Source organism: Nitratidesulfovibrio sp. SRB-5 (assembly GCF_019931275.1).
Classification (GTDB): domain Bacteria; phylum Desulfobacterota; class Desulfovibrionia; order Desulfovibrionales; family Desulfovibrionaceae; genus Cupidesulfovibrio.
On sequence record NZ_JAIOTY010000001.1, the window covers coordinates 342,332 to 366,251 of the forward strand.

17 protein-coding genes are annotated in these 23,920 nt (G+C 67.2%); 14 read left to right on the forward strand and 3 right to left on the reverse strand.

All coding sequences use genetic code 11. The annotated features are described in order from the left end of the window. Positions 1-23: 23 nt before the first annotated feature. On the reverse strand, positions 24-704 hold the full coding sequence (rimP, locus tag K6142_RS01325; RefSeq protein ID WP_190245675.1) for a ribosome maturation factor RimP: 681 nt from the start codon (positions 702-704) through the stop codon (positions 24-26). A 443-nt stretch (positions 705-1,147) separates the two neighbouring features. On the opposite strand from rimP, the gene flgF reads away from it, so the two are divergent. The 11 genes from flgF to fliW all read left to right on the forward strand — a co-directional run bounded on the left by flgF (position 1,148) and on the right by fliW (position 13,750). After that, a complete protein-coding gene (gene flgF / locus K6142_RS01330) occupies positions 1,148-1,927 on the forward strand; it encodes a flagellar basal-body rod protein FlgF (RefSeq protein ID WP_190245674.1) in 780 nt (259 codons plus the stop codon). 349 nt (positions 1,928-2,276) lie between these two features. Further along, positions 2,277-3,059: a flagellar basal-body rod protein FlgG gene (flgG, locus tag K6142_RS01335; protein WP_015946146.1), complete on the forward strand. Its 783-nt coding sequence runs from the start codon at positions 2,277-2,279 to the stop codon at positions 3,057-3,059. 218 nt (positions 3,060-3,277) lie between these two features. Further along, the gene (flgA, locus tag K6142_RS01340) at positions 3,278-4,318 is read left to right on the forward strand and encodes a flagellar basal body P-ring formation chaperone FlgA (protein ID WP_190245673.1); all 1,041 of its coding nucleotides are present in this window, start codon (positions 3,278-3,280) and stop codon (positions 4,316-4,318) included. 56 nt (positions 4,319-4,374) lie between these two features. Further along, positions 4,375-5,091: a flagellar basal body L-ring protein FlgH gene (locus tag K6142_RS01345; protein WP_190245672.1), complete on the forward strand. Its 717-nt coding sequence runs from the start codon at positions 4,375-4,377 to the stop codon at positions 5,089-5,091. A 658-nt stretch (positions 5,092-5,749) separates the two neighbouring features. Further along, on the forward strand, positions 5,750-6,874 hold the full coding sequence (locus K6142_RS01350; protein ID WP_190245671.1) for a flagellar basal body P-ring protein FlgI: 1,125 nt from the start codon (positions 5,750-5,752) through the stop codon (positions 6,872-6,874). Between the two features lie 207 nt (positions 6,875-7,081). Further along, positions 7,082-8,875 (forward strand): peptidoglycan DD-metalloendopeptidase family protein, encoded by a 1,794-nt coding sequence (locus tag K6142_RS01355; RefSeq protein WP_190245670.1) that lies wholly within the window; start codon positions 7,082-7,084, stop codon positions 8,873-8,875. A gap of 4 nt (positions 8,876-8,879) precedes the next feature. Next, complete coding sequence (gene flgN, locus K6142_RS01360) at positions 8,880-9,344, forward strand: flagellar export chaperone FlgN (RefSeq protein WP_190245669.1); 465 nt, start codon at positions 8,880-8,882, stop codon at positions 9,342-9,344. Then, positions 9,345-11,453 (forward strand): flagellar hook-associated protein FlgK, encoded by a 2,109-nt coding sequence (gene flgK / locus K6142_RS01365; protein ID WP_190245668.1) that lies wholly within the window; start codon positions 9,345-9,347, stop codon positions 11,451-11,453. Between the two features lie 18 nt (positions 11,454-11,471). Beyond that, positions 11,472-12,995: a flagellar hook-associated protein FlgL gene (flgL, locus tag K6142_RS01370; RefSeq protein ID WP_015946153.1), complete on the forward strand. Its 1,524-nt coding sequence runs from the start codon at positions 11,472-11,474 to the stop codon at positions 12,993-12,995. A 12-nt stretch (positions 12,996-13,007) separates the two neighbouring features. Next, positions 13,008-13,247 carry a carbon storage regulator CsrA gene (gene csrA / locus K6142_RS01375; protein WP_007526389.1) on the forward strand — a complete coding sequence of 80 codons (240 nt, stop codon included), beginning with the start codon at positions 13,008-13,010 and terminating at the stop codon, positions 13,245-13,247. Continuing rightward, entirely contained in the window at positions 13,223-13,750 is a 528-nt protein-coding gene (gene fliW, locus K6142_RS01380) for a flagellar assembly protein FliW (RefSeq protein ID WP_190245667.1), read from the forward strand. Before csrA ends, fliW begins: the two co-directional genes overlap by 25 nt. A gap of 216 nt (positions 13,751-13,966) precedes the next feature. Here the strand turns inward: fliW and K6142_RS01385 are convergent, their stop codons facing one another. Beyond that, positions 13,967-15,733 (reverse strand): sigma 54-interacting transcriptional regulator, encoded by a 1,767-nt coding sequence (locus K6142_RS01385; protein ID WP_223380726.1) that lies wholly within the window; start codon positions 15,731-15,733, stop codon positions 13,967-13,969. A 631-nt stretch (positions 15,734-16,364) separates the two neighbouring features. Further along, complete coding sequence (locus tag K6142_RS01390) at positions 16,365-18,872, reverse strand: mechanosensitive ion channel domain-containing protein (RefSeq protein ID WP_190244825.1); 2,508 nt, start codon at positions 18,870-18,872, stop codon at positions 16,365-16,367. Between the two features lie 417 nt (positions 18,873-19,289). Between K6142_RS01390 and K6142_RS01395 the strand changes: the two genes are divergently transcribed. Genes K6142_RS01395 through K6142_RS01405 form a run of 3 tightly spaced genes read left to right on the forward strand, consistent with a single transcriptional unit; the run spans position 19,290 to position 23,766 of the window. Then, on the forward strand, positions 19,290-20,435 hold the full coding sequence (locus K6142_RS01395; RefSeq protein WP_190244826.1) for a peptidase: 1,146 nt from the start codon (positions 19,290-19,292) through the stop codon (positions 20,433-20,435). A 3-nt stretch (positions 20,436-20,438) separates the two neighbouring features. Beyond that, a complete protein-coding gene (locus K6142_RS01400) occupies positions 20,439-21,746 on the forward strand; it encodes a cytochrome ubiquinol oxidase subunit I (RefSeq protein ID WP_190244827.1) in 1,308 nt (435 codons plus the stop codon). A gap of 58 nt (positions 21,747-21,804) precedes the next feature. After that, positions 21,805-23,766: a cytochrome c3 family protein gene (locus K6142_RS01405; RefSeq protein WP_190244828.1), complete on the forward strand. Its 1,962-nt coding sequence runs from the start codon at positions 21,805-21,807 to the stop codon at positions 23,764-23,766. The last annotated feature ends 154 nt before the right edge of the window (positions 23,767-23,920 follow it).

Genomic DNA, 23,920 nt, shown 5'->3' on the forward strand with positions numbered 1-23,920 from the left:
GGGTACTCCTCCGGATCGGTGGCCTAGTCCGTGGTGTCGTCGTGCGGCGCGCCGCCGCGTGCGGGCTTTTTGGGCTGCGCCTTCTTGCGCTGGCCGGTCTTGCCGCCGGGCTGGGGCCGGGTCGTGTCGGGAAAAACGTGGATGAGGTGCGCCTTTTTCACGTCGTCCCACGCCACGCTGATGGGGGCGGGGTCTTCGTCGGGGCGGGGCGCGGTGTCGGGCAGGAAGGTGAGGGTGTCGCCTTCCACCCGCACGATGTCCGCCCGGAACTTGCGGCGGCCCGGCCATTCCGGGTGGGGCACCGCAAGGGTGAGTTCGATGGTGCGGCCCACGTAGGGAGCCGCCTGGGCGATCTCGAAGAAGGGGCGTTCCAGCCCCGGCGAGGACACTTCGAGCACGTAGGCGTCGCGGACCACGTCTTCCACGTCCAGGGCAAGGCCGAGCTGGCGCGAAAGGCGGGCGCACTGGTCAATTGTCACGCCTTCGGGAGTGGCAACTTCGGGCGTGGCGCCTTCGGGCGTGGCGCTTTCGGCCGCTTCGGCAGTGTCGGCGGGGGCGGGCATGCCGGGCCTGGCGTCCACGTACACGCGCAGCACCATGCGTCCCCCGTCGATGATCTCGATGCCCCACAGGGCAATGCCCAGGGCGTCGGCCAGGGGCGTGGCAATGGCGGCGACGGCGTCGCGGAGGGGATGCGTGCTCATGATGCGGGGTAACGTCCGTTGTCGTGGGCGGCGGAGCCGCAGCAAAAAAAAAGGGGGCCGAAAGGCCACCCGGAATGGCCGCGTACGGCCCTCAGGATGTCGAAGCGGCGTTGCCGGGGAGCGGTAAGGCGTGGCGCTCCGTGAAGCGATTCCAGAGGAATATCGGCAGCCGCTTCTGTCAAGACGCGAATATATAGTATGCGGCCCGAGGTCTGTCAACAGGAGATGGCGCGGGGAATGGTGCGGACCGCGCGCGGATGCGGGGCCGGGGACGGCGCGCGGGGCAGGGGCATGACCGTCGTTGTTCCGTCGGTTTGGCCCGCGCGCGGTGCGCGCCGTGTGGCGGCGTGCGTTGCCACGCACCGGAATGATGCAGGTTTGTGGGTGTGGCCCATGCCTTGCATTGCCACTGGCGCGGGCAGCATGCCCGCAAGGAGGCACGCATGCAAGAAGGCATGTTGTCGAGCCTGTTCGGCGCGCTCACCAACGAGCACCGCATGAACAACATCTCGAACAATCTCGCTAACGTGAATACCACGGGCTACAAGCGCGACGTCATATCCTTCAAGGATACCATGCAGCTGTTCGCCCATGACCAGATCATGGAGCCCATCGCCAACGTGCGCTCGAAAAAGCTCTTTCCGGAGCCCATGCACGTGGCCCGGCCCCGCATAGCCGTGGCCCACACCGACTTCGAGCAGGGCAGCATGCGTTACACCGGCAACCCGCTGGACGTGGCCATCTCCGGCAACGCCTTTTTCAAGGTGCGCACGCCTGAAGGCGAATTCTACACCCGCAACGGCAACTTCATCCAGACCGCCGACGGCCAGCTGGTGACCGCCATGGGTCACGCGGTGCAGGGCGACGGCGGCGACATTGCCCTGCCCCCCGGCGAGCAGGTGCAGATTTCCGACGACGGACAGATATTCGCGGGCGGCGCCCTGGTGGGCCAGTTGAACATGGTCACCGTGAACGACCTGACCGCCCTGGAAAAGCTGGGCGGCAACATGTACCGGCTGCGGCCCGGCTCCAACGCGGGCGAGGTGCCCGCCGAGCGTGCCTACGTGGCCCAGGGCTACCTGGAGGCGTCCAACGTCGAGGTGGTCTCCGAAATGGTGAACATGATCGAAGCCCAGCGGCAGTTCGAAGCCTACCAGAAGGTGATGCAGACCACGGACTCCATTGACCGGGAGGCTACGCAGAAGGTGGGCAAGAAAGTCTAGCGGGTGGCGGCATGAGTGTCTTTTTGTCCTCTGCCTTCGTCAGAATAACTTTTTATTCCGGTCAAATACCATCAAAGCGCGCTGCGGTCCTCATCCGTAAGGCTCACAAGCTCGCCCAACGGCTGAGGCATATTCCCTTCATAAAAAGCAATTCTTCCTTGGCAGAGAACAAAAATCCTACTCATGCCGCCACCCGCAGAAGAAGCCAATCGTCTGACTCACTGCCAACCGCCGCGGCGCGGGCATGCGTGCCCGGTGCATCCGGCATCCGGTTTGCAAACGCCTGACTGGCGGGCAATCACCGCCGGACAACTGACGGAACCAAACTCCTCGCAAGGAGACAACGACCATGATGCGTTCACTCTGGACGGCGGCCACCGGCATGGTGGCCCAGCAGCTCAACATCGACGTGATCTCCAACAACCTCGCGAACGTGAACACCACGAGCTTCAAGAAAAGCCGCGCGGAGTTCGAGGACCTCATGTACCAGAACATGCGCATCGCCGGTGCCGCCACCGAAGGGGACAACCGCATTCCCACCGGCATCCAGGTGGGCATGGGCGTGCGCCCCACCACGGTGCACAAGTTCTTTACCCAGGGCGACTATTCCAACACCGGCAACTCGCTTGACCTCGCCATTGAAGGCGACGGTTTCTTTCTGGTGCAGGTGAACGGCGAGGACGCCTACACCCGCGCGGGCGCGTTCAAGCTGAACCAGGACGGGGTGGTGGTGACCGCCAACGGTTACACCCTGCAACCGGAATTCACCGTGCCCGCCGAAACCAAGAACATCACGGTGACGGAAAACGGGCACATCTCGGCTCTGGACAGCAACGGCGCGGCGCTGGCCGAGGCCGACATCCCCCTCTACACCTTCATCAACCCGGCGGGCCTCGAAGCGCGGGGCCGCAACCTGTACGTTCCGTCCGAGGCATCGGGCGAGGCGGTGGAAGGCGTGCCCGGTGAAAATCAGGTGGGCACCATTGCCCAGGGCTTTCTGGAAATGTCCAACGTCGAGGTGGTGGACGAAATGGTGAACATGATCGTGGGCCAGCGCGCCTACGAAATGAACTCCAAGGCCATCCAGACGTCGGACACCATGTTGCAGACCGCTGTTCAGCTGAAGCGTTAAGGGCATCCCTGCTGCGGGCTTTTCATCCCCTGCCAGCGTCGGACGTCCTCTGCGCCCCGGTCGAGCACGGCAAGAGCGCGTTGCGGTCGCCATCCGTAAGGCTCACAAGTTCGCCTAACGGCTGCCGCGCACTCCCGTCGCGAATCGTCCGTCCTCCTTGGCAGGAAATGAATATCCTCGCAGCATGATCCGCCCTTTTAAAGACAGGGAGACACCGCATGATCCGCCACCGCCGTTCCGCACTCACCCGCCATTCCGCCGTCATGGTGTCCGTGTTGGCCGGTCCCATGGCCTGGCTGGCCGCGCTGGCCCTTGCCGTGGGGCTGCTGGCCTTCGGCCTTGCCCCGGCGCGGGCCGGCACCGCCGACGCGGGCTGGCGCATCCGGCTGCTGGACGCCGCCGTGGTGTCCGGCGCCACGGTGACTCTGGGCGAGATCGCGGAGCCGGTGGGCCCCATTTCTCCGCAGGCCTGGCGCGAACTGGCCGCCACGCCCCTGTGGCCGTCACCCGCCGAGCCGGGCCGCCCCATGAGCGTCAACCGCCCGCGCCTGCAACAGGCCCTGCGCGAGGCCCTGCGTGATACCGAATCGCTGTGTCTGTACCCCGGCACGCTGGTGCTCCAGCGCGGCGGCGCGGTGCTGCGCGAAGGCGATCTGCGCGCCTTGGCCGTCAGAGCTCTGACACCCGCCATGGCCGCCATGCCCGGCGAGGCCTCCATGCAGGACTATCGCCTGCCGCCCTATGTCTTTCTGGCCCACCCGCAGCAGCAGGTGGTGGTGGAAAACACCCTGGCCGCCCCCGGGCGCAACACCCTGCGCTTTGCCGTGCGCGAGGTGGACGGCAGCATCGTGCGCAAGTTCACCGGTTCCGCCTTCGTGGACGTGTGGGCCGACGTGCCCTGCGCCGCCCAGCCCGTGAACAAGGACGACGTGCTGACCCCCGAAAAGATCACCCGCGTGCGCAAGAACCTGGCCTACCTGCGCGAACCCGCGTGGGACGGCCTGGGCGGACCGTGGCGCCTGACCCGCCCCGTGGGCGCCGACCAGGTGATCTACCAGAGCGATCTTTCCGGCGTGCCCACCGTGCGGCGCGGCAGCGTGGTGACCGTGCTGTACGATTCCGGCTCGGTGCGCTTGCAGGTGCAGGGCGAGGCCATGGCCGACGGCGGCCTTGGCGAGACCATTCCCGTGCGCAACATGCAAAGCAAGCGGCAGATCTATGCCGCAGTGAAGGATGGGGGAACGGTGGTGGTCCGCTAGGCCCCCCGCAGGCAGAAGCCCGAAACGCCCCATCCGCAATCTCAAGGAGAACCGTCATGAAACGCAGACTGCTCGCCGCCGGGTGCGCCATGTTGCTGCTTTCCGGGTGCAATGCCGCCCGCCAGCAGCCTTCGCCGGTGCCGCCGGTCACGCAGCCGCAGGCCTATGCCGAGCCCGAGGACACGGCCGCCAACCCCGGATCGCTGTACAGCGAATCGGACTCGGAGTTCCTGTTCTCCGACAATCGCGCCCGCCGGGTGGGCGACATCGTGCTGGTCAAGGTGGTGGAAACCGACAAGGCCAAGAACAAGGCCGACACCACCGCCGACAAGACCTCCACCAACGAGCTGGGCGTCAGCGCCTTTTTCGGGCAGTCCAGCGCGTCCATCAACCCCATAAATCCCGCAGGGCCTTTTAGCGGTGCCGTGGGCGCCAACCCCGTTCTGGGCACCAGCTCCACCTCCAAGCATTCCGCCACCGGTGAAACCAAGCGTGAAAGCACCGTCACCACCACCATCGCCGCCCGCGTGCTGCGCGTGCTGCCCGGCGGCCTGATGGAAGTGGAAGGGGCCCGCGAAACCCGCGTCAACGACGAGACCCAGTACATCGTGGTCAGCGGTCTGGTGCGCGCCCGCGACGTGTCCTCGGACAACTCCGTGACCTCGTCGCAGATGGCCAACGCCCGCATCGAGTACTACGGAAAGGGCACTCTGGCGGACAAGCAGAAGCCGGGGTGGTTTACCCGCCTTATGGACAACGTCTGGCCTTTTTAGGAAATGCGTCGGGCTGACCCGGATGCTTCGTCAAGCGGGGCCGCCGCCGAGGTCGAGTACTGAAGAGTACACTCCCTCGTCGGCGGCCCCGCTTTCCTTGCCTGCGGGCCAGCCGGGCGCATTTCCCGTGCGTTGCCAGGCACGGCGATTCCGCCCGCATGCATCGTCAAACATCGCCGCCGCCGGGGTCGTGTACCAAAGAGTACACTCCCTGGGCGGCGGCTTCGTTTTCCTTGCCAGCGAACGCGGCGATTCCGCTCGCATGCATCGTCAAACGGGATTTTCGCTCCGGTCATGTACCACCCCGTATATTCCCGTCGCGAAAATCCCGTTTTCCTTGCCTGCGAGCGGACTTGCCGCGTTCGCGCCGTACAGTGAGAGCGGGGGGCTTCTCTACTTTCGGTCCCCGCATATTTCCATTCCCTCTGACCGCCTTCGCACTGGCACGGTGTTGGCAATAGCCATGGGCAGCGCCGGAATACCGTCGGATACCCGTCGGTGCCGCGCCCTGCGGAATGCTTGTTTCTTGACCGTCAGCAATCCGCGCGTCCCATCCCTTCGCGCCCGTTCGGCCCACGTCCGGCCCATGTCCGGCGCACATTAGGGGGGGCGCCGCGTAACGGGCTGCCCCGCGCAGCCGGATTTTCGGAGAAATGCCATGTCGCCCAGCCTTCGTTCCCTCACCGCCCGCCTTCTCGTCGTCCCGCTGCTTGCGGCCCTGTGGCTGCTGGCCCTGCCGGGCGGCGCAGGGGCCGTGCGCATCAAGGACATCGCCAGCTTCGGCGGCGTGCGCGACAACCAGCTCGTGGGCTACGGCCTGGTGGTGGGCCTTGGCGGCACGGGCGACAAGAAGGACTCCACCTTCACCATGAGCTCCATGGTCAACATGCTGGAGCGCATGGGCGTGGCAGTGGACCCGGCCAAGATGAAGCCCAAGAACGTGGCCGCCGTCATGGTCACCACCCGCATGCCCGTTTCCGCCAAGCCCGGCACCCGTCTGGACGTCACCGTGTCGTCCATGGGCGACGCCACCAGCCTGCAGGGCGGGGTGTTGCTGATTACCCCGCTGAAGGGCGTGGACGGCAAGGTGTACAGCCTGGCGCAGGGGCCGCTGGCTCTGGGCGGCTTTTCCGTGGAAGGGCAGGCCGCCCGCGCCCAGAAGAACGTGACCACCGTGGGCACCATCCCCGGCGGGGCCATCGTGGAGCGGGGCATTCCCTTCCAGTTCAACAGCCAGGATACGCTGACCCTGCACATGTCCAGCGCCGACTTTTCCACCACCATGCAGGTGGTGGAACGGCTGAACCGGGTCATGGGCGGCAGCTACGCCAAGGCCCAGGATGCCTCCACCGTGGCCCTGGACGTGCCGCCCGCCTACCGGGGCAATCTGGTGCCGCTGATGGCCTCCATCGAGAACATCGAGGTCACCCCCGACAGCCCCGCCAAGGTGGTGGTGGACGAAAAGACCGGCACCGTGGTGCTGGGGCGCGACGTGCGCATCTCGCGCGTGGCCGTGGCCCACGGCAGTTTGCAGGTCACCGTGCAGGAAGGCATGGACGTCTCGCAGCCCGGCCCGTTCAGCCAGGGGCAGACCGTGGCCACGCCGCGCACCGACATCAACGTGCGTGAGGAAAACCGCCGCCTGATGCTCATGGAAGGCGCCACGTTGCAGGAGCTGGTGGATGGCCTGAACGCCATCGGCGCCACCCCGCGCGACCTGATTTCGATCCTTCGGGCCATGAAGACGGCGGGGGCTTTGCACGCCGACCTCGAAGTTATTTAGCCGCGGCACAAGGGCCTTTTCGCCTCTGCCGTCGTCAGAACGTTTTTTTGTTCCGGTCGGGTACCACAAAAGTACGCTCCCTCCACAAAAAGAGCGTTCTTCCTCGGCAGAGACAAAAAATCCTCTTGTGCCGGAGTCTCGCGTCGCCAATCGGATTGCCCGGTTGCAGAGGCATGAGGTTCCAGCTCAGCCGGAAGGACAGCAACCATGACCGCTCCCGTCGACCCTAAACTCGCCACTGCCGCCTCGGCCCAGCACGAGCTTACCCAGCGCAAGCTCGAGATGGATGCCCTGCGCAAGCGCCTGCGCACCGATCCGTCCAAGGAGCAGAAGCTGCGCGAGGCGTGCGAAGGGTTCGAATCCATTTTCGTGCAGAAGATGTGGGAGCAGATGCGCGCCACCCTGCCCAAGGAAGGCTACCTGCACAGCAAGGAAGAGGAATTCTGGCAGTCCATGTTCGACCAGGAGCTTGCCAAAAAGATGACCTCTGCCGGGGGCATCGGGCTGGCCGACATGATCTACGAGCAGCTTTCCACCAAGCTTACCGACGCCAGCCGCACCACCGCGCCCAGTTCGGTGCGCGAGCCGGTGCCGGTGAAGCCGGTGTCGCTGGTGCCGCGCATGATCACGCCCGCGTCCGAGGGGACTGGGGGGACTGGGGGGACTGGCGGGACTGGCGGGGTCAGGAGCGGTGCGGCTTCGTCCATGTACGAACCCGCCAACCCCGAGGCTCCGGTGGCGGGTGAGGCCCAGGCGCCGGACGCCGCAGGCGGAACAGGTGGAACGGGCGCAATGGCCGACCCGGCAAATCAGGCCGGGCACTCCATCGTCCAGCAGCATCTGGCCGAACTGGAGCGTCAGGTTGCCGCCGCACCCCCGGCTGGCGAGGCCGGTCCGGTGGCATCCAGTCCGGCGGTATCCCTTGTGGCGGGGGCTGCCATTGCGGGCGGCGCGGGTGCGGCTGCCGCAACGGGCGCGACTGCCGTAACTGGCGCAGCGGGGTCCGCTGTCGCTGTCGCTCCCGGTTCGACCGGGGCCCAATCCGCCATGGTACCGACTGCCGCCGTTGAAGCCGGGCAGGCAGGTGATGCGTCTTCCAAAGCCCAGCGCCGCACCGCACGCGGGCTGCCCGCCGCCTCCGTGGCTGGCGAGAACACGCGCAAGGTGCGCAGCCCCATGCGCGACGCCCAGATGGGGCCGCCCATCGTGCACCGCACCGGGGCCATGAAGCGGGTGGCCTCGCCCGCTGCCACGCGCACGCTCAGCGTGCCCACGGGTGCGCCTTCGGCAGCCGAATTGCAGGCCGGTCAGGCGGCGCAGGACGTGCAGGCCGCCGTATCCGGCGCCGGGCCCGTCGGCGCAGCATCCCCGGCGGCAGGCGAAATTTCTTCGGCAACCGGAGCAACGCCATCGGTGTCCGGCATGGTCTTTCCGGCATCGGGCGCGGCATCGGGCCCTGCATCGGGCGCGGCATCCCCGGCAGCCGCATCGGCCACCCCGGCCTCTCCGGCTGCTCCGGTTTCCAAGGCCTCTCCCACGGGCGGACCCGCGGTGGCCCTGGGCGCGCCAGGGCCCATGGCCTGGCCGCATGAGGGGCGCATCGCCTCCGGCTTCGGCTGGCGCAACGATCCCATCACCGGCGAACGGGCCTGGCATCCGGGCGTGGACATTGCCGTGACCGAGGGCGACCCGGTGCGCGCGGCGTGGGACGGCAAGGTGGTCTTTGCCGGTGAGCGGGCCGACTACGGCAGGCTGGTGGTGCTGGAGCACCCCGGCGGCTGGCGCAGCTTTTACGGCCATAACGGCAGCCTGGACGTGCGCGAGGGCGACGTGGTTCGGGCGGGCACGGAAATTGCCAAGGCAGGGGGAACGGGCCGCGTTGCCGGGCCGCATCTTCACTTCGAGGTGCGCCAGGGCGAACTGGCGGTAAACCCGGAATACGCGGCGCGCAGCCTCGCTTCCGGGGGGATCGCGGCACAACGGACCCGTACCGGAGGGTAACCAGATGTACGATCAGATACACGGCAATCTTGTCCGGCAAACCAAGGGGCTGGAGGTGCTGGCCCTGCTGCTCGAGGAAGAGTTTGCCCACTTGCGCGGGCGCTCTCCCGACGCCGTGAGCGCCGTGGAATTCTCCATCCACGAACTGATGCGCCAGCTGGCCTGTGAACGCGTTGACCTGAAGTCGGTCATGCAGCGCACCCGGCTTTCGGAATACGCGGACATGCTGCCCGAGGAACAGGGCGACGCAGTGCGCGCCCTCATCGCGCGCATCGACGCCCAGGAACAGCACTGCGCCCGCCAGGCCTCGCTGAACGCGGACCTGGCCCTGGCCCTGCTGGACCAGAGCCAGGAGCTGCTGGACTACCTGCACCGCCGCCTGGTTCCTCCCAAGCAGGAAACCTACGGCCGCAAGGGCGGCATGACCACCTCGCGCGCCGAGGCGGCGCTCATCCGCGGGAGGTTGTAAATGGCCGGTGTCACCTCGCTGCTCAACATGGGGCAGCTTTCGCTGCTGGCGAACCAGACCGCCATCCAGACCACGGGCAACAACATCGCCAACGTGAATACCGTCGGGTATTCGCGCCAGGCGGTGCGCTTCGAGGAGTATCCCGCCCTCGACGGCTTTCCGGGTCAGATCGGCACTGGTGCGTACGCGGCAGAGGTGTACCGCTATTTCAACGGCTTCGTGGAAAAGTCGTACCTGGACAAGGCCTCGCAACAGTCGCGCTGGGATTCGCAGTACGAGATGCTGCAAAGCGTGGAAAGCCTGTTCAACGAATCGACCACCCCCGGCATCAACGCCGCCATGTCGCAGTTCTTCGCCGACTGGCAGGCCCTTTCGCAGCGGCCCGACGACAAGGCCAGCCGCGACGCGCTGCTTTCGCATTCCGACAACCTCGTCAAGCTGCTCCAGAACTCCGAATCCAACCTGCGCATCATGCAGCAGCAGATGGACCAGTACCTGAAGCAGGAAGTGAACGAGGCCAACAGCCTGATCAAGCAGATCGCCGAGTTGAACCGGCAGATCGAAATGCACGACGATCCGGGCAAGAACAACGCCAACACGCTCATCGACAACCGCAACCTGCTGGTGCGCCAACTGTCGCAGAAGCTCGACGTCGACGTGGTGGACAACGGCAGCGGCAAGTTCACGGTGGTCACCAAGGCCGGTCACACCCTGGTGGACGGGGTGAACGCCTTCTCGCTGGACTACCAGGGGCCGCAGTCGCAGCAGTCGCTGGTGCCCGGTTCGAATTTCGACGGCGAGATCCACTTCGAAGGGTCGGACGAGTACGAATACACCCTCGACGTGGTGCAGTCCGGTGCGGTGACCAGCGGCGCGGGCGCGGCCATGTACCGGGTCTCGCTGGACGGCGGCAAGACCTGGCTGAAGGACGAGACCGGCAACGACCGGTTGTTTGCCGCCCGCCCTGAAGACCAGAAGGTCAAGGTGCAGGGGCTGGACATCTATTTCAGCGGGTCCACCCAGAACCTGGAGGCGGGCGACCGCTTTACCGTCACGCCCAAGAGCGGCGTGTACTGGGTTACGCCCACCACTTCGCCCCTGAACATTTCGCCCCAGACCATGGCCGACGGCACCGACAATTCCCGGCGCATCACCGGCGGCACCATCGGCGGGTTCATGATCTTTCGCGACACCCAGGTGGGCCGCTACGTGGACCGCGTGAACGCCCTGTCGGAATCGCTGATCTGGGAAGTGAACCGCCTGCACAGCCAGGGCGCGGGGCTCGACCACATGTCGGTCATGAGCGGCACCTACGGCGTGGCCGATCCGTCCATCGCCCTTGGGTCCGACAGTTCAGGCCTGGCCTGGCTGAACCGGCTGGAGGCGGGCAACTTCAGCATGTACGTGTACGACGCCAACAGCGGCGCCTACCTTTCCAACGCCTCCGGCCCGCTGGACTTCGACACGGCCACGCCGGGCATCCAGAACTTCGACCCCACGGTGCATTCGCTGAACGACGTGCGCGACGCGCTGAACAACACCTTCGGCACCTATATCAACGCCGACATCGTGGACAACAAGCTCGTGGTGCGCAGCAACAGCGGCTACAAGTTCGGCGTGGGGGCCGATTCCGCGGGGCTGCTGGCGGGCCTTGGGCTGAACACCTATTTCCAGGGTTCGGATGCCTCCACCATCTCCGTGCGGCCCGACGTGCGCAGCGACACCAATTTCATCAACGCGGGCAAGGTCAACGGCGGCAACGAGGCCAACGCGGGCGACAACGACACCGCCACGGCCATCGCCGGGCTGGCCACCAAGGAGGTGACCATCTCCACCACCTTCGAACGGGCCAGCTCGCAGACCCTGTCGGAATACTACAGCGCCATCGTGGCCACCGTGGGCGCGGATACCGCCTCCACCAAGTTCAACGCGGCCTATACGGCAACCCTGGCCAAGGACCTGGACGAGCGCCAGAGCGCATCGTCCGGGGTGAACCTGGACGAAGAGATGGCCAGTCTCGTCAAGTTCCAGCACGCCTACAAGGCGGCGGCCAAGCTGGTGACCACGGCGGACCAGATGATGCAGACGCTGCTGGGCCTCAAGCAGTAGCGACGGAAGGAGTCTCCCATGGCAGGACGCGTTACGCAGCGAACCATGTTCGACAATTACATTTCGAACATGAACTATGCGCTGTCCAACCTCATGGAATCGAACATGCAGGCGTCCAGCCAGAAGCAGGTCAACCGCCCGTCGGACGATCCCGTGGGCATGGCCCGCATCCTGAACTATCGCGCCTCGCTGGCCACCAACGAGCAGTACCAGAAGAACGTGGGCCAGGCCGAAAGCTGGCTGAGCCTCGCGGACAAGACGCTGACCCAGGTGAGCACCGTGCTCACCCGCATCAAGGCCCTGGCGGAACAGGCCGCAACCGGCACGGTCAGCCCAGAGAACCGCAAGGAAATCAGCTACGAAATGCGCGAGCTGTACGGGCAGCTCATCAACCTGGCCAACACCGAAAACGAAGGCCGCCACATTTTCGCCGGGCACAAGATCGAGAGCGCCGCCTATGTTGCCGGGCTTGCCGTCACCGCCAACGACCCCGCACTGTCGAACACCTCGTTCACGGTGGACGGCGGGGCCAGCAACACCATCGTGTTCCAGTTCCTGGAAAGCGGCACCATCGGCACCGACGCGCTGGACTACCGCTATTCCGAAGACGGCGGCACCACCTGGAAGACCGGCACCCTGGCCTCCAACGCCGCGCCGGTGATGCTGGGCGGGGCGCGCCTGACCATGTCTCCGGGCGCTGCGGTGACCGCCGTGGATACCGGCAACGACCACGAGGCGGGCAACGGCACCTGGCTGTACATTCGGCCCACGGCCATCTACAAGGGCGACGACATGAACTCTTCCGGCCTCACGGCCGAGAGGTACGGCGCCGCCAACATAGCGGCCACGGCCGATGGTTCGTTCTCGCGCGACGTCATGGTGCGCATCGACCAGTCGGGCACGCTGTCCGGCGCCATCAGCTATTCGTACAGCATGGACGGCGGCTCAAGCTGGGTGCCCGCCACCGCGTCCGGCACGGGCGGGCCCGTTTCGCTGCTGGTGCCCGGCGGCTTCCTGACGCTGGCCTCCAACGGGGGCAACGCGCTGGCGGCGGGCGACCAGTTCGTCATCAGGCCGCACCGCGCCTCGCTGGAATACGAGATTTCGCCCGGCGAATACATGTCGGTGAACAACGTGGGCAAGGACATCTTCGGCGGCCTGTACCAGGCGCCGGGGCAGTCCAGCCCCACGGCGGTGTACGGCGGCGACGGGCGCAACCTGTTCGAGGTGATGGGCAGGCTGATAGCCTTCACAGAAACCAACAGCCAGACCGGCATCCAGCAGGCGCTGGATGAACTGGGCACCGCATCGAAGGTCATCCTGACGGCGGCGGCGCGCGTGGGCGGCAAGGAAAACCGGCTCGACGTGGTGCAGGGCATCCTGGAGTCGCAGGAAGACGACCAGACCATGCGCATGAGCAGCATAGAGGACGTGGACGTGGCCAAGCTGATGACGCAGCTCGCGCAGCAGCAACTGACCTACAACAGCGTGCTCAAGTCGTCCTCCATGATCATGCAGATGAATCTCACGAACTTCCTGTAAGGGCCGGGCCACATGCTCATACTTACACGCCGGCCGGGCGAAAGCCTGTACCTTGGCGACAACATTCGCATCACCATCCTTGGCATGCAGGGAAAGCAGGTCAAGATCGGGCTCGACGTACCCGGCGACATGGTCGTGTACCGAGAGGAAGTCTACCGGCGCGTCATGGAGGAAAACCGCATGGCGCTCGAAACCAGCAACGCTGACCTGCTCGCGGCGACACAGATATGGCACGACAGAACGAAAGAGTGATCCAGACCCGGCTTGGCCGCCAGAGTGTGGCGCTGGACAAGGTGCTGTATTTTCCCCGGGGCCTCATGGGCTTCGAGGACAAGCACGAGTTCACGCTGCTGCAACTGCGCGAGGGCGCGCCCTTCCTCATCCTGCAAAGCATGGACGACCCGCGTCTGGGCTTGCTGGTGGGCGACCCGTACAGCTTCATCGAGGACTACCCCATCCGCATCGGCGATGCGGAGCAGAAGCTGTTGCGGCTGCGCACCATCCGGCAGGTGGCCGTGCTGGTCACCGTGTCCATTCCGCCGGGGCACCCCGAAAAGACGGCGCTGAACCTTACCGGTCCCATCCTGATCAACCACGAGGCCCGACTGGGCCTGCAGGTGCCCCAGACCGACGGGCGCTTTCCCTCGCAGTACTACCTGCACGAGCAGGGCAAGTGCCCGGCGGAACGTGGGCAGGACGCGGATGGGGGGACGGCGGGAGCCGGGACCGGGAACGGCGAAGGACCGGAATCCTGAGGCGTGGCGGACGGCGGGGCGTAGGCCCGGTTGCCCCGGCTGACCCGGTTGGCCCGGTTGCTCCGGTTGCTCCGGTTGCTCCGGACCGTTGGACGAAACACATGCATGCGAAAGGGCGGCCCCTGATGGGGGCCGCCCTTTCGCATGGTGACGACAAACCCGGCGGCGCCACGGACTCCCGAAATGCCCGCGTGGCCGGTGGAGGATGCGGACCCGTCAGTCGCCCCGGCGGGCGCGTTCCCCGGCCACCAGGCCGGAAAGCCCCATCTTGCGGATGCGGTAGCCCATCTGGCGCGGGGTGATGCCCAGCGCGGCGGCGGCGCGGTGCTGCACCCAGCCGTTGCGGCGCAGGGCGGAGATGATTTCGTTGCGTTCGATGTCGCGCAGGGTGGTGGGGTGCGCATCACCGTGGAGGTCCGCATCGCCCTGAAAGCCCGCGCCGCCGTGGCCCGCATGCGCATCGCGCGCCGCCGTGGCCCCGTGCGGCGCGCCGTGGCCGGGGGCGGTGTTGCCCGCCATGCCGCCCGCCATGTTGCCGGACATGCCGCCGGGCAGGGGCGCATGGAGGGGCGAATGCGCCGAATGCGCCTGCTGTGCCGGATGTGGCGGATGCGCCGGATAGGGCCAGTCGGGCTGGGCGTTTTCCGTGGCGGAATGTTCCAGCAGCGGCTCCAGGAAGCGCCGGTCGATCTGGCCCGATTCGGACAGGATGGCCAGGCGCTCGATGAGGTTTTCCATCTCGCGCACGTTGCCGGGCCATTCGTGGCGGCGCAGCAGGCCCAGCGCGTCCGGGGCCAGGGTTATCACCCGGCGGTAGTCGCGGGCGGCCTTGGCCAGAAAGTGGTTGAGCAGGCGCTCCACGTCATCGGGCCGTTCGCGCAGCGAGGGCACCCGGATGGGGAACACGCACAGCCGGTAGTACAGGTCCTGACGAAAGCGCCCCTGTTCGGAAAGCAGGGCCAGATCGCGGTTGGTGGCGGCCACGATGCGCACGTCCACGCGGTGGGTCTGGTTGCTGCCCAGACGCTCGAACTCGCGGTCCTGGATGACCCGCAGCAGCTTGGCCTGGATGCCGGGCGGCAGTTCGCCTATTTCGTCCAGAAAGATGGTGCCCCGGTGGGCTTCCTCGAAGCGGCCCGCCCGCACAGCGGCGGCGCCCGTGAACGCGCCCTTCTCGTGGCCGAACAGTTCCGCCTCCAGCAGCGTTTCCGGGATGGAGGCGCAGTTCACCTTCACGAAGGGGTGGACCATGCGGTCGGAAAGGTTGTGCAACAGCCGCGCGATGAGCGTCTTGCCCACGCCCGATTCGCCCAGCAGCAGCACCGTGGCCCTGGTGGGGGCCACCCGCTCTATCTGGCGCTGCACGTCCAGCATGGCCGCGCTGCGCCCCACGATGTAGTCGCCCCGTTCGTCCAGCACGCGGGTGCGCAGCTTGACGTTTTCGCGGCGCAGGGTGTCCACCCGCTCGTTGAGCTGTTCGTTCAGGCTCAGGAACTGGGCCACCAGGGTGGCCACGATGCCCAGGAATTCCACGTCTTCCGAGGTGGACACGTCGTCGCTGAACAGACGGTCCACGTTCAGCACGCCGATGGGAGCGCCCTGCTTCAGGATGGGGACGCCGAGGAAGGATATCTTGCCTTTTTCCACCTTGCGCGCGCCGGTGCGGTCGAGAAACAGCGGGTCGGTGCGCACGTCGCGCACGATGTAGGGGCGGGCGGTCTGGAAGATGGTGCCGGTCACCCCCTCGTCCAGCCGGTACACGCCCCGTCCGCGTTCCTCGGGGGTAAGCCCGTGCGAGGCGGCGATGACCAACTGCCCGGTCTCGCGGTCGGGCAGGGTGATGGTGGCGCGCTTCATGGAAAGGGTTTCCGAAAGCACGCGCAGAACCTCTCCGAGGGCCTGTTCCAGGTCCAGGGCCCGGTCGAAGACCTGACTGATGGCGTAGAGGGCCTTGAGTTTCAGGCTTTGCAACGTGCACGGCATGCCGGATGTGTTGCAAGGATGGTTCCGCCGTGGCGGAACGCCCGCGTGCCAGGAATCAGAGAACGATTTCAGATTGTTGCGCTTGCGGGTCTTTGGAAAGCGCAAAGTGCGCGCAAGTGTGTTTTGACAATAAACGGAAAAAACATGCGCCGGAAATGCCATTTTTGAAAAAGTGACATTCCCGGCGCGTTGCTATGCTGGGTGCGGAACCGTTGGCCGGAGGGCACACGCCGCAGGCGGCGTCATCAACCAAGCCACCGAGGGCGTCATCAACCAAGACGCCGTGGCGTCATCAACCAAGACGCCGTGGGCGTCATGAGCCAAGCCGCCGTGGGCGTCATGAGCCAAGCCGCCGTGGGCGTCATGAGCCAAGCCGCCGTGGGCGTCATGAGCCAAGCCGCCGTGGGCGTCATGAGCCAAGCCGCCGTGGGCGTCATGAGCCAAGCCGCCGTGGGCGTCATGAGCCAAGCCGCCGTGGGCGTCATCAACCAAGACGCCGTGGCGTCATCAACCAAGCCGCCGTGGGCGTCATCAACCAAGACGCCGTGGGCGTCAGGCCTCGAAGCGGGAAGTGTCGTCGTCTCCGCCGGGGCCGGGTGTATCGGCTCTGGCGCTCGGGGTGCTCCGGTTTTCACGCAACGTCATTGCGGGTACTGGTGCCGGGTTCGGCGGGTGCCGGGGCAGCCGCCAGCGAGGGCAGCCCTTCGATGGCGCGCACGTGCACGTCCATCTGCGGGAAGGATATCTCGATGGCGTTCTCTCGGAACAGGCGATCGATGGTCCGGCGCAGGTCGGACGCAGTGGACGCGCCGTGGTTCAGGTCGTCCACCCATACCCGCAGCACGAAGTCGAGGCTGCTGGGCCCGAAGTCCTGGAACAGCACGTTGGGCGCGGGGTCTTGCATCACCCGCGGATGGTCCGCCGCCGCCTGCTTCAGCAGGTCGGTCACCTTGTCGATGTCCGATCCGTAGGCCACGCCGATGGCGATGTCGCGGCGCATGCGCATGCTGTTGCGGGTCCAGTTGGTGAGCCGGTTGGACACGAATTCGGAGTTGGGCACGAAGATCACGGCGTTGTCGAAGGTTTCGACGGTGGTGGAGCGGATGCTGATCTTGCGCACCGTGCCCCACGTCTCGCCGATCTGGATGATGTCGCCCTCCAGCAGCGAGCGCCCGAAAATGAGGATCAGCCCGCTGAAGAAGTTGTTGAAGATGGTCTGCAACCCGAAGCCCAGCCCAACGCTGAGGCCACCGGCGATGACCGTGAGGCTGGTCAGGCTGACGCCCAGGGCGTTCAGCACCACCAGGCCGAACAGCGCCCACAGGGCATAGGTCAGCCCGGTCTGCAACGGCGGGATCACCCCGCGCTCCACGCGGGGCAGGCGCGCGGGCAGGTTGTCGAGGAACGACGTGCCCACGGCGATGGCCGAGCGGGTAAGGTAGAACAGCAGCACCAGACCCAGCACCCGCAACGAGTTGAACGACACCGACCCCACGTTGACGTTCAGTTCCAGCGCCTGGCGCATCATGTACGGGCCGCCGGGGAAGGCGGACAGCCACGGCAGCAGGGTGGCGGCGGCCACCACCCACATGGCGGGGGCGCCAAGGCCCAGCACCAGGCCGCGCAGCAGGGCGCGCATGCCCTTTTCCGGCAGGCGTTCCGCCAGCAGGGTCACAAGGGCCACCAGCACCGCCCCCAGTTGCAGGGCCACGGCCACGGCCAGCCCCACCAGGAAGAACGGGATGGCCAGCCGCGCCCAGCCGAACACCGCCGCCAGCAGCGAAATGATGCACAGCGCGGGTTCGCAGGCCAGCAGCACCTTTTCCAGCAGGGGCAGCACACGGGGCCTGCCGCGCCGGGCGCGCACGGCCAGCACCGCCACCATGCACAGCGCCCACAGCGGGGCCAGCAGCACGGCGGGCGGGTTCAGGAACAGCAGCAGCACCCCGATGGCCGCCGGTGCGAACAGCAACGACAGGGGCGAGCGCTGCGGCACACCGGCAAGACCGGCGGCGCGCAGGCTCCATACCAGGGTCAGCTCGCCCCACAGCAGCAGAAGGTGCGCGGGCACCACCACGGCCCGGTACACCTCGCCGCCGCGCGTCCATGAGGCGAAGTGCAGGGCAATGCCCACGGCGATCCACGGCCAGCTGCGCGCGGCCACATTGCGGCAGCTGTCGGCCCAGCCGCCCGGCAACCGGCAGCCGCGCTGCAATGCCAGCCTGCCCAGCAGGAACAGTGGCACGGCCAGAAAGGCAAAGCGCAGCAGCAGCGCGCCCCAGTCACGGGTGGACTGCGGGAACTCGGTGGCCAGTCGAATCTCGGTGGTGTCCGACCAGGCGGCCAGGTTGGCGGGCAACGACAGCCATACGCCAAGGTCCATCAGCGAACTGGAGGCCACCAGATAGTAGGTGCGCCACAGCGTGGGCAACTGCGCGTCGATCTGTTCCAGCGCCTGGGTCAGCTTTGCGCTGACGGCGTGGCCGGGGTCCAGGGCGCGGGCAAGGCGGGTGCGCAGCGTCGTGAGGTTCTTGCGGCCCTCGTTGAGCTTGGCCAGGTATTCGGACAGATCCTTTGAAAGGTCGCTGGACCGCTCCGTGGCCAGATGCTCGGACAATTCCTTGTCCAGCGCGGTGAAGTCGTCCAGGCGCTGGCGTACGGCGGCATCGGTGGCCTCCATGGGGGCCAGCCGTCCTTGCAGGGTGCGCTGCACGCCCGCCATCTGGCGGCGGATGGCGGCCATTTCGCTGGGGTGGTTGCGGCTCAGCTGGTACAGGGCGAACAGGCGCTGGTAGTCGCGCTGCATGGCGGACACCTGGCCGTCGAGCGCCTTCACCATGTCCGGCAGGGCCTTGCGCAGGCGGTCGGTTTCTTCCACCAGGGCCGACAGTTCCTGCCCGCGTGTCTGCCAGATGATGTCCATGGCCTGCTGCCCGTCCGGTGCATCCTGCTGCGTGTCGCCCGGCAGGGCGGCATCGGCGGCCTGCGACGGTGCCTGGGCCGCCAGCGCGGCGCGCGGGGCGGGCAGGCCGGACCACGCGGGGGCCAGCCCGGCAAGCGCGGCCAGGCCCAGCAGGGCCAGCAGCATGGTCAGGCGGCGGGGAGAGCGAAGCGGAAGGCGTATGGGGGCATGAAGCATGGTGGTCTGCATCCTGTGGAGTTGCTGTTGGCGGTGCCCTGGGGCATGTTCGGCATGGGCTGGCACGGGCTGGCACGGGCTGGCATGAGCCGGCATGAGCCGGAACGCGTCGGCATGGGCTGGCATGTACGGGGCGCAAGGCGGACTTCACCCTATACGCCGCCACGGCGCGTTGTTCAATGTGCGGATGGGCACCCGCGCCGCGTGGGCTGATTTTTCATCCGAACCGCTTGCCCGGTTAGGAAAATTGGGCAAGAATGCAAGTATTCACGTCAGCCCGCCCCACGGGGCACGCGTTGCGAGCAATGCGTGCCCGGCCCGAGCGGAGGACCGTTCCGGTCCCGCCCGTCCCGCCCGCCCGGTGCAATCGGACGAAAGGCACGGGGCCACGGCTGGCGAATCCAGGAGGAAACCGGCATGACTCCGGCTTTGCCGCCCGCCGCGCTGGTGCCCGTGCCCGACCCCATACCGGGGCCGTGGGGATGGTTCCAGGCGCTTCTTCTGCTCACTTTCGTGGTGCACCTGCTGTTCATGAACGTGGTGCTGGGCACGGGTGTGATAACCCTGTTCCGCTCGCTGCGCACGCCGTTCTCGCCCAACGACCAGATCAACGTGGACATCCGCGAGACGGCGGCCTGGGTGCCGCGCGCCATGGCCCTGGCCGTGAACTTCGGGGTGCCGCCGCTGCTGTTCCTGCAGGTGCTGTACGGGCAGTTCATCTACCCCAGCTCCATCCTGATGGCCGTGTGGTGGCTGGGGATCGTGGGCTTCGTGATGATGGCCTACTACGGCTTCTATCTGTACGGGCTGGGGCACGCCGTGCTCGGCCCGCGCCGCACCCTGGTGGCGGGCATCAGCGTGGCGCTGCTGCTGGTCAACGCCTTCGTGCTCACCAACAACGCCACCCTGATGCTGGACCCGGCCCGCTGGACCGGCTACGCCGCCTCGCCGGGCGGCACCCTGCTGAACTGGGGCGAACCTTCGCTCGTGCCGCGCTACCTGCACATGGTGGTGGGCGCGGTGGCCGTGGGCGGGTTGTTCATTGCCGGGCGCGCCCGGTTGCTCAAAAAGGCTGGCGGCCCGGTGGCCTCCGGCCCGCATGGGCCGCAGGACTGGGAGCTGCGCATCACCGAGGGCCTCAAGTGGTTCACCCACGCCACCTACGCCCAGGTCGTGCTGGGCACGTGGTTTCTGCTCAGCCTGCCCGGCCCCATGACGCGCCTGTTCATGGGCGGACACGGGCTGGCCACCGGCGCCTTCGTGCTGGGGCTGGCGGGCACGGTGCTGGCCCTTGTGGCCGCACGGCAGCGCCGGGTGTGGCTGGCCACCGGGGCCACGGTGGGCGTCATGTTCCTGATGGCGGCCATGCGCGCCGTGCTGCGCGACGCGTGGCTGGCCCCGCACCTGAACGCCTCCATGGCCCAGGCGGCGGCGACCCCCGTGGTCCCCCCGATGGTGGGGCAGGACGGCGCTGCGGCGCTGTTCGTGGTGTCGCTGGTGGCGGGCATAGCCGCCGTATGGTGGCTGGTGGTCATCGCCCGCCGCAGCGGAAAGGAGGCGTAGGCCATGCAGTACCCGGTCTGGCAACTGCCGGTGAACGGCGGCCTGCTCATCGCGCTGATTTCGGTCATCCACGTGTTTGTGGCCCAGTTCGCAGTGGGGGGCGGGTTCTTTCTGGTCATGGCCGAACGCAAGGGCCACGCCGAAGGCAATAACGAGATATTGCAGTGGGTGAAGCGGCACAGCCGGTTCTTCGTGCTGCTCAGCATGGTTTTCGGCGGGGTGACCGGTGTGGGCATCTGGCTGATCATCTCGCTGGTCAGCCCGGCGGCCACCTCGCAACTGGTGCACCTGTTCGTGTACGGCTGGGCCACGGAGTGGGTCTTCTTTCTGGGCGAGATTGCGGCGCTGCTGGTGTACTACTACACCTTCCAGCGCTGCATTTCGGGCCGCATGAGCAAAAAGGACCACATGGCGACGGGCTGGCTGTACGCGCTGTTCGCCTTCCTGTCGCTGTTCATGATCAACGGCATCATCGGGTTCATGCTCACCCCCGGCGAATGGCTGCGCACCGGCAACTTCTGGGACGGGTTCTTCAACCCCACCTTCTGGCCCGCGCTGGTGTTCCGCTTTGCCCTGTGCCTGCTGCTTTCCGGCCTGTTCGCCATGATAACGGCCCTGCGCATTCCCCACCCGGAAACGCGCGAGGCCATGGTCCGCTGGTCGGCCAAGTGGGTGTGCCTGCCGTTCATCGGGCTGCTGCTGGGCGCGGCATGGTACTTTGCGGCGCTGCCCCCGGCGCAGCAGGCCATGATCCTGCGCCGCACCGACGACATCCGGCCCTTCGCCCTGGCCTGGCCGGTGGTGACGCCGCTGCTGTTCCTGGGCGGGCTGGCCTTTTTCGTGAAGGCAAGCGGCAGGGCGCGAGCCGTGCTGGCGGGCGTGGTGCTGCTGCTGGGCCTTGCCCAGGTGGGGGCCTTCGAGTGGGTGCGCGAGACGGGGCGCCGCCCGTGGGTCATCCACGGCTACATGTACTCCAACGGCATCCGCGCGGCGGACGTGGAGCGCATGCAGCGCGACGGCGCGCTGTCGCTGACCGCCTGGGCGGGCGCGCGCCAGGTCACCGACGCCAACCGCCTGGACGTGGGCCGGTTCCTGTGGGCGCAGCAGTGTTCCAGCTGCCACGGCATGGGCAACCCCATGCTGGACATGGTGCCGCGCGCGGCCAAACGCGGTGTGGCCGGGCTGGAGGCGCAGCTGGCCGGGCAGGGCAAGCTGCTGCCCTACATGCCGCCCTTCTGCGGCACCCCGGCGGAGCGCAACGCGCTGGCTGTGTATATTGCGCACGAGGTTGAACGCCGCTTGGCGCGTTAGGCCGTCCGGAATATGCATTTGTGAGATTTTGGCAGCAACGACGCAGGGAGATGCGACGATGAGCAAGACAGATTCCCGCATGACCGAGAACCTGTTCCGCGTGTGGCTGATCGTGGTGGCCGTGTTCGCGGTGGGCTTTCTGGGCGCGCAACTGTTCGCGCCGTCCATGCGGCCCGCCGTCAAACCGGCGGGGCCGGGCCAGAATGTTCCCAGCCAGAACGCCACGGCTCCGCAGGGCGGGACCGTGGCCGGCACCGGCTATGGACAACTGGTCACCGACGTGCCCCCGTTCGACCCCGGCAAGGCCGGCCACGTGCTGGTGGCGTGGAGCAGGCAGGGCATGCAGCACGTCACCGACGCGGAACCCGCGTGGACCCTGCTGCCCGCCGGTTCCACCCTGCGGGCGCAACTGGTGCATCGCGGCCCCGGCCCGCAGGCGGTGACCGCGGGGGTGACCCTGACCTGGCGGCTGGACGGCGAGGCCAAAACCGTCGCCGCGCAGCCCGCCGCCGTGGCCGATTCCTCGCTCACCCCCGCCGGGCAGGCCGCCACCACGCCCGCCGCGAAACCCGGCGATGGTGCCGCGCAGGTGAAAGCCCCGCAGCTTTCGGGTGAACTGAAGCTGGTGGAAGGCACCACCCTGTACGAGGCTACGGGCATTCCCGTGCTGCCGTATGACGGAGCAGGGAGCCCCGGTGGTGGAAAGGGCGGGTTCAACCCGTACCCCACGGTGACCGTGGAGGCGCGTGATGCCTCCGGCGCGTTGCTGGCCGTCACCCGCTGCGTGCTGCCGGTGTCCACCGAGATGGGCTGCCGCAACTGTCACGGCGGCGAATGGAAGGTGGGCGGCGTGGCGGGCATTTCCCCGGCCACCGCCGCCGACGTGCTGGAAGTGCACGACCGCATCAACGGCACGGATCTGGCCAGGCGGGCCAAATCCGGCACCACCGTGGTCTGCCGGAGTTGTCATGAACCGCCGGACAAGTCCAAGGCAGACAAGTCCGAGGCAGACAAGTCCGACGCAGCCAAGCCGGGCGCAACGCCGTCCGGCAAGCCCGTGCCCCCCAACATGTCCGCCGCCATCCACGGCTGGCACGCCGCCTACATGGGCGGGCGCGGCGCGGATGCCTGCAATTCCTGCCATCCTTCCGCACCCCAGGGGGCCACCCGGTTCTGGCGCGACTACCACGCGACCAAGGGCCTGGATTGCACCCGCTGCCACGGGGCCATGGAAGACCATGCCCTGTCCCTGCTGCGCAAGGAGCAGGAGGCGGGCAACCCCGCCGCCGAGCGGCTGATGGCGGCCATCGCCCCCGTGGCGGTCAAGGATGCGAAAGACATCGCCCCGCGCACCCCGTGGGTGAACCTGCCCGACTGCGCGGGTTGCCACGACTTTGCCGAAAAGCCCAGGTCGGCCACCGCCAGCGCCTTCAACAAGTGGACCGCCGATGCCGCCGGGCTGTACGCCGAACGCACCGACGACACCACCATGCTGCGCTGCCCGGCCTGCCACGGTGCGCCGCACGCGGTGTACCCGGCGCGCAATCCGCTGGGGCGCGACCGCGACAACATTCCCCCCATGCAGTACCAGCAGTACGCCCGCGCCATGGGTGCTTCCGGCAACTGCTTCGTCTGCCATGGCGAGACGCCGGAATTCTCGGTGCACCACCCCCTGGTGGAGCGCAAGACGGTCACCGTCACCGTGCCGCAGGGCGCGAAGCTGGCCAAGCCGCGCGTACCCTTCCCGCACGAGGCGCACACCCCCGCCGTGGATTGCGGCACCTGTCACCACAAGGGCTACGTGGACGGCGGCCCCATGAAGTGCGCCAGCAAGGACTGCCACGACGTGGTGGTGGACGCCGAAACCGGCACACCCAAGGACCGCGAGAACCCGCGCTACTTCCGCAACGCCTTCCACGGCGAAGGCCCCAGCTGCAACGCCTGCCACGCCAAGCTGCTGGCGGCGGGCAAGGCGGCGGGGCCCACGGAGTGCCGGGATTGCCACAAGGTCAAGCCGTAACCATGTCGGGCCGTTGCCTCCTGTCTGGCAGGGGGTGAAACGCCTCGCAATGCCGACGAGGCCCACGGCCTGACCACATCGCACACCACCGGGGCGCGCGGAACACACCGCGCGCCCCGTTCGTTTCGGGGCACTTTCCGCGCCATTCTGTCAG